The organism is Streptosporangium sp. NPDC048886 (genome assembly GCF_055586905.1).
The window spans coordinates 1-7,262 of the sequence record NZ_JBVJHH010000025.1; the positions used below are offsets into that span (position 1 = coordinate 1).

A 7,262-nucleotide genomic window follows, 5' to 3' on the forward strand; every position below is an offset into this window, starting at 1 on the left:
TGACCGGGCTACGGGCCGGGGTGGGCGACAGCGTCACCGCCGGCGCCGCCCTCTGCGACATCAAGGACACCTGACCACCCCACCCCAACGGCCCCGGCGACCGGCGGCCGGGGCGCCGGGGGTGATCAGTAGACGCCGCTCCGGCGCATGGCACGGGGCCGCCCGTCGGGGTCGCACACGATCCGGTAGAGCGGGGCGGCCCAGACGGTGGTCAGGGGCGACAGCGGCGACGGCTCGTACAGCCGGAGCCGTCCCTCCGGCCGGGGCCCCCGGCGGCCCTCGGCGTGCCACCGTTCGAGGGCCTCGGCGGAGGCGGCGAAGGCGGCGAAGAACGACTCCGGGGCCAGCAGGTCCGCGTCGGGCAGGTCGGGACGGTCGAGGTGCTCGCGCGCGAGGGTCAGCCGCAGGTCGCGGGGGAGGCGGCGGGCGCCGTCCCCGTGGCCCGCCGGGTCGGCGGGTTCCCGGCCGTCCGGGGTCCCGTCGAGCACCGCGCAGGTCAGCTCGGAGTCGTAGGTCCAGGACCTGCGGTTGAAGTTGTCCGAGCCGATCGTCGCCCACACGTCGTCGATCACGCAGACCTTGGCGTGGACGTAGACCGGAGTGCCCTGCCGGTTCTCGAGGCCGTACACCGCGAAGCGGTCTCCGCCGGCCTCCTTGAGGATGGACAGGGCCTGGTTGCGGCCCAGTATCTGGGGGGTGCCGTTGAGCGCGCCGTCCTGGTCGGGGTGGAGCGGGAGGACGCTGATCATCAGCAGCTCCGGGTTGACCTTGAGCGCCTCGGCGAAGGACTCGGCGATCTGCGGCGACCACAGATACTGGTCCTCGATGTAGATGAGGGAGCGGGCCCGGCGCAGCGCCTTGAGATAGCCGCGGGCGATGCTGCGTTCTCCCCGCGGGGCGAACGGGTAGCGCGTGCGCCGGTGGGCGTAGGTCCGCAGGAGTTGCACGGCGTGCGGGCCGCAGGCGGGCGGATCGGGGAACTGCGGCGGCAGCGGATCCGGCCGGGTGTCCTCCCGCCGCACCAGGTCGGCGAGGCGGTGCAGGGGGTTGCGGGTCAGCGGCCCGGGGTCCTCCCAGCGCTCCCGGAACACGGCTTCGACGTCGCCGACGGCCGGTCCCCGGATCGCGGCCTGCACGTCGTGCCAGGGCGGGCGCGCGCCGTACACCTCGGCCATGGGGGCGGCCTGGGTGTCCCCGGCGTGGGAGGCGTCGTCCCGGCGGCTCCAGCACAGGTCGATGCCGCCGACGTAGGCGATGTCGCGCCGGGGGTCGGCGCGGTGCCGCAGCACCACGAGCTTCTGGTGGTGCGAGCCGCCGGGCGGGACGCGCATGTCGCGCAGGCACTCCCCGCCGGCGGCTTCGATGGCGTCCCCCAGGTGGCGGTTCTCGGCCTCGCTGAAGCGGAGCCGGTCCCAGTGCGAGCGCCACAGGAGACCCTTCACCACGACACCGCGCCGCGCGGCCGCGGCGAACACCTCGGCGACCTCGGTGCCGGGACCGTCCAGCCGCTCGCCGGGATCGCCGCGCCAGTCGGTGAACAGCAGCAGGTCTCCGGCGCGCAGTTCGCGGACGCGGGCCAGCAGCTCGGTGAAGTACGGCGCGCCGTGCGGGATGGGGCGTACGGCGTTCCCGCTCGACCAGGCGGTGTCGCCGTCGTGCCGGGCGTCGATCCGAGACGCTGGGTTGCCGCGTTCGGCACCGGTGAGGAACCAGTCGTCTGCTTTCATCCGGTGCGAACTACGCTTGAAGTCCAGGCTCGCCCGGCTGGTGGACGATGAGTCGTCTGCCTTCATCCGGTGCGAGCTACCCCTTTTTACCTCTGTTTCACTTTGCGCGCCGGCGGGAACGGGCTCCACGCGCGTGGAGCCCGTCCGTGTGCCGGGCCGTGTGCCCGCGGCCTCGTGCCCGGCCGTGCGGTCTAGCCGGGGGTCCTCGGGAGGTCCGAGATGCTCTCCAGCCAGGCCCGGTGCAGGCCGGCGAAGCGGCCGTCCCGCGCGACGAGCTGGTCGGGCGGGCCGTCCTCCACGATCCCGCCGCTGTCCATCACGAGCACCCGGTCGGCGATCTCGATGGTCGACAGCCGGTGCGCGATGATCAGAGCGGTCCGTTCCGCCAGGATCGTCCGCATCGCCCGCTGCACCAGCCGCTCACCGGGGACGTCCAGGCTGGAGGTCGCCTCGTCGAGGATCAGCACCGCCGGATCGGCGAGGAAGGCCCGGGCGAACGCCACGAGCTGCCGCTGGCCGGCCGACAGCCGGCCGCCGTGCTTGGCGACCTGGGTGTCGTAGCCCTCGGGAAGCGCCGAGATGAAGTCGTGGGCGCCGATGGCCCGGGCCGCCTCGACCACTTCGGCCATGGTCGAGCCGGGCCGGCCGAACCTGATGTTGTCGGCGACCGAGCCGGTGAACAGGAAGTTCTCCTGCGTGACCATGACCACCGCGCCGCGCAGCGAGTCTTCGCCGAGATCGCGCAGGTCCACCCCGTCGAGCAGCACGCGGCCGGCCACCGGGTCGTAGAACCTGGAGACCAGCTTCGCCAGCGTGGTCTTCCCCGCCCCGGTGGTGCCGACCACCGCCACGCTCTGTCCCGCCGGGATCACCAGGTCCATCCGGGACAGCACCGGGGTGCCGTCCAGGTAGGAGAACTCCACCTCCTCGAACCGGACCTCCCCGCGTGGCCGCTCCAGCGTCACGGGATCGCGCGGTTCGGCCACCGTGGGCCGTTCCTCCAGCACGCCGGAGAGCTTCTCCAGGGCGGCCCCCGCGGACTGGAAGGTGTTGTAGAACTGGCTGATCTCCTGCATCGGCTCGTAGAACTGGCGCAGGTAGAGCAGGAACGCCGCGAGCACACCCACCGTGACGTCGCCACCGACGGCCAGCCAGCCGCCGTAGAACAGGACGGCGGCGACCGTGACGTTCCCGATGAGCTTGACCCCCGGCATGAAGACCGAGATCAGATGCATGCTCCGTACGTTGGCGTCCCGGTAGTCGGCGTTGAGCTGGGAGAAGATCTCCTGGTTGCGCGGCTCCCTGCGGAACGCCTGGACCGCCCGTATGCCGGTCATCGACTCCACGAAGTGGACGATCACCAGCGCCACGGTCTCCCGGGTCCTGCGGTAGGTGATGCTCGACTGCCGCCGGAACCAGCGGGTGAACAGCAGCAGGACCGGCAGCGGCAGCAGCGCGACCACGGCGAGGTGGACGTCGAGGACGAGCAGCACGACCGCGGTGCCGGTCAGCGTCAGCACAGCCGTGACGAGGCCGTCGAAGCCCGACTGCAGCATCTCGGAGATGGCCTCGATGTCGGAGGTGAGCCTGGCGACGACCCGGCCCGAGGTGTAGTCGTCGTGGAAGGACAGCGACAGCCTCTGGAAGTGGCCGAAGACCCGCCGCCGCAGCTCCAGCAGGATGTTCTGGCCGATGCGGCCCGCCATCCGCAGGAACACCTGCCGGGTGGCCGCCTGGATGACCGCCGCGGTCAGGACCGCCACGACGACCGTCACCAGCGTGGCCGGCCCCTCGCCCGCGACCATCGGCGGGATGCCGGTGTCGATGCCCACCTTGATCAGGTAGGGGATGGCGAGGGCGGCGGCGTTGCAGATCACGATGACCGCGACGAGCAGGACGATCTCCCTGCGGTAGGGCCGCAGCAGCTCGCCGAGCAGCCGCCGTGACCGGGTGCGGAGCAGGAACGACACCTGCTCCGACAGGTCGTCCTGGTTCTCGGCGGCGACGCCGCGCCAGCCCTGTGCCGTGCTCTGGCTCATCGCAGTGCCCCCTCGCTGTCCAGGCCGTCCAGGTCGTCCAGCTCGCCGTCCAGGCCGTCCAGGCCGTCCGGGGCGCCGTCCGGTCCGTCCGGGCGGGACGGCCCCTCCGGGGTGTCGTCCAGGTCCGCCGACAGCAGCGACCGGTACTCCGGCACGCTCGCCATCAGCTCGTGGTGGCGGCCGACGTGCGCGATCGTGCCGTCCAGCAGCAGGGCCACCTTGTCGGCGAGCAGGACGGTGGAGGCGCGGTGCGCGACGACGATCCCGGTGGCGTCCCGCAGGACATGCCGGAGCGCCTCCTCCACCAGTGCCTCGGTCTCGACGTCCAGCGCCGACAGGGTGTCGTCCAGCACGAGGACCTTCGGCCGGCTGAGGACCGCGCGGGCCAGGGCGAGGCGCTGACGCTGGCCGCCGGACAGGGACATGCCCTGCTCGCCGATCCTGGTCTCCAGCCCCCATGGCAGCTGGTGGACGAACCCGGCCTGGGCCACCCGCAGCGCCTGCTCGATCTCCTCCTCGGTGGCGTCGTGCCGCCCGAGGGTGAGATTCTCCCTGACGCTCATGGAGAACAGGGTCGGCTCCTCGAAGGCCGTGGCGACCATCGAGCGCAGGGCGGGCAGCGACAGGTCCCGCACATCGTGCCCGTCGATCGTCACCCGGCCGGCGCTGACGTCGTACAGCCGGGGGACGAGGGCGGTCAGCGTGGTCTTGCCCGAACCCGTCGCGCCCACGATCGCGACCGTCTCTCCCGGCCGCACCTCCAGCCAGACGTCGCGGAGCACCGGCCCCTCGGCGCCCGGGAAGCGGAACTCCACGCCCTCGAAGCGCAGGTGCCCGCGGGGGTGCTCGATCACGTCCGTGCCTCCGGCGATCTCCGGGTCGGTGTCGAGCACCTCCATCACCCGGTCCGCCGAGGTCATCGCCTCCTGGGCCATCACCAGGATGAAGCCGAGGGCCGAGACGGGCCACACCAGCTGCAGCATCAGCGTGGTGAAGGCCACCAGCGTGCCCAGTGTCAGCGATCCCGAGCCGACCGCGAGCGCGCCGAGCAGCAGCACGCTGGCGAGCGTGACGTTCGGGATGACCTCCAGGAAGGTGAAGAACCTGGCCGAGAGCCGTACCTTCTCCATCGAGGTCCGGTAGATCTTGCGGGCCCCGTCGTCGAAGACACCGGAGACGTGGCGGCCGCGGCCGAAGGCCTTGATCGTGCGGATGCCGACGGCGGACTCCTCGATCACGGTGGCGAGGTCGCCCTGCTCGTCCTGGACCTGGCGGGAGACGGTGATGTAGCTCCGCTCGAAGCGCAGCGAGGTGACCACGACCGGGACCGCCGACGTGGCGACCAGCAGGCCGAGCGGCCAGTACATCTGCAGCAGCAGCCCCGTCACGGTCACGATCTGGACGATGATCAGGACGAGGAAGAGCAGCCCGAAGCCGAGGAAGCGCCGGATCGCCGACAGGTCGGTGGTGGCGCGGGAGAGCAGCTGGCCGGACTGCCAGGCGCCGTGGAAGCTCATCGGCAGCCGCTGCAGGTGCCGGTAGAGGTCGTCGCGGATCGTGGTCTCCAGGCCGAGGACGGCATCGGCCAGGAACCATCTGCGCAGGAAGATGAGCAGCGCCTCGATCACGCCCAGCGCCAGGGCGAGCAGTGCCAGGGGGAGGAGCGCTCCGGTGTCACCGTGGGCGACGGGGCCGTCGATGATCTCTTTGCCGATCAGCGGGATGACGATGCCGATGGCGATCCCGGCGAAGGCCGGTATCCAGATGAGCAGCAGGCGGGTGGTGTAGGGGCGGAGGTAGGACTTCATCCGCCACAGCGAGTCCATCCTGCCGCGGTGCGGGCGGGGGGCCGGGGACTGACGGGTTGCGGTATCTCGCCCGGGGGCGTCGGTATCAGGGGGCATCAGCAGGCAGCACACTCCTCACGGGTTCCGTTTGAATTGATCACTGTTCCTGGGCAAAAGCCCAATAAGGCTAAGACTCCCGTCAACCGGTTTTCCGCGCCGTGAGCATCCGGCGGTGTCGCGCCGAGCGGCGTCCCCCGCTCGGACGTCCGGCACCGGGTGACGGTCAGAGTCTCCGCGACCGGGCGCGGCGCCGACAATTATCCCCAGAGTGTCCGTTCTGTAACTCATGGTGGCCACGGGTGGGTGGCGGGCCGGCTCCCTCCTGTCCCCGCCGTGCCCGCGGTGCCCCAGGCCGGGGCCGACCAGGGCGTCCCGCTCCACCCGTTCCGGCTGGGCCGGGTGCGGTTCGGCCCGGGCCGCCGGCTCGACGACGTGAACCGATCGCTGAGCTACCCGCGGTACGTCGACGTCGACCGGCTGCTCTTCGCCTTCCCCCGCACCTCCGGCGCCGAGAGGTGGCGCGCATCCGCCGGAGGCGCTCGGCTCACCGGTCCGTCACGGGGCCGGCTGGCGACCTCACCGCCCGGAAACGAGTCGGGGCCGGCGACCGATGACCCCATCGAGTGCGCCCTTCCCGGCACGGGGTTCCGGAGAAGGGGGCGGGAGGACGCCGGAGAGCGCGTTGGAGGTGACGGTTCTGGCCGAACGGGACGATCTCGCCCCGGCGGGCGCGGACGCCGAGGCCGTGGCCGCCGAGCCGCTCGCCGTCACCGGTAAGCGGTACGCGGCCTTCATCTCCTATTCGCGGAGCGCCCGGGGGGCGTTCGCCCCCGCCGTCCAGCGGGGGCTGCAACAGCTGGCCAGGCCCTGGCATCGCCGGCGGGCGCTGGAGGTCTTCCGGGACACGACCGGCCTGGCGGTCACCGCGGAGCTGTGGCCCAGCATCCGCTCCAACCTCGACAGGTCCGCCTGGTTCGTCCTCCTCGCTTCACCGGAGTCCGCCCGGTCCAGGTGGGTCGGCAAGGAGATCGGCCGGTGGATCGAGGTCAAGGGGCCACAGACGATCATGATCGTGGTGACCGACGGGGGCTGCGTCTGGGACGAGGCGGCCGGAGACTTCGACCACGCGGCCTCCACCGCCGTCCATCCGGCGCTGCACGGCGCCTTCGGCGTCGAACCCCGCTATCTGGACATGAGGTGGGCCCACGAGGACGTCCATCTGACCCTGCGGAACGCGTCCTTCCGCGGCGCGATCGCGGAACTGGCCGCGCCCATGCACGGCCTCGCCAAGGACGAGCTCGAAGGCGAGGACGTCCGGGCGCAGCGCCGGAGGGTCCAGGTGATCACCGGCTCGGTGCTGGCGATGGCGGTGCTGCTCGTCCTGTCCGTCGTGGCGGGCCTGGTCGCGGTCCAGCAGCGCGACCTGGCGGAGGTCGGGCGCCAGGACGCCCTGTCACGCCAACTGGCGGCGCGGAGCGAGAACCTCGACGACACCGACCCCGTCCTGTCCCGGCTGCTCGCCGTGGCCGGGTGGCGGATCAGGCAGACCCCGGACGCCCATGCCGGCTTGCTGAACGCGCTAGCCAACCCCGCCGTGGGCGGTTTTCCCGGCCACAGCGGGAAGCTCAACGGAGCCGCGTTCAGCCCCG

Annotated in this window: 4 protein-coding genes; 1 reads left to right on the top strand and 3 read right to left on the bottom strand. The window is 71.9% G+C overall.

Annotation, left to right across the window (positions count from 1 at the left end; translation table 11 throughout):
* Positions 1-125 precede the first annotated feature (125 nt).
* From ACZ6R6_RS28615 to ACZ6R6_RS28625, 3 genes are all read right to left on the bottom strand, one after another.
* The gene (locus tag ACZ6R6_RS28615; protein ID WP_470098405.1) at positions 126-1,727 is read right to left on the bottom strand and encodes a phospholipase D family protein; all 1,602 of its coding nucleotides are present in this window, start codon (positions 1,725-1,727) and stop codon (positions 126-128) included.
* Between the two features lie 191 nt (positions 1,728-1,918).
* A complete protein-coding gene (locus tag ACZ6R6_RS28620; protein ID WP_470098407.1) occupies positions 1,919-3,766 on the bottom strand; it encodes an ABC transporter ATP-binding protein in 1,848 nt (615 codons plus the stop codon).
* The gene (locus tag ACZ6R6_RS28625) at positions 3,763-5,592 is read right to left on the bottom strand and encodes an ABC transporter ATP-binding protein (protein WP_470098409.1); all 1,830 of its coding nucleotides are present in this window, start codon (positions 5,590-5,592) and stop codon (positions 3,763-3,765) included. The genes ACZ6R6_RS28620 and ACZ6R6_RS28625 overlap by 4 nt, the downstream gene beginning before the upstream one ends.
* A gap of 703 nt (positions 5,593-6,295) precedes the next feature.
* On the opposite strand from ACZ6R6_RS28625, the gene ACZ6R6_RS28630 reads away from it, so the two are divergent.
* A partial coding sequence (locus ACZ6R6_RS28630; RefSeq protein ID WP_470098411.1) for a TIR domain-containing protein occupies positions 6,296-7,262 on the top strand: 967 nt, incomplete at its 3' end.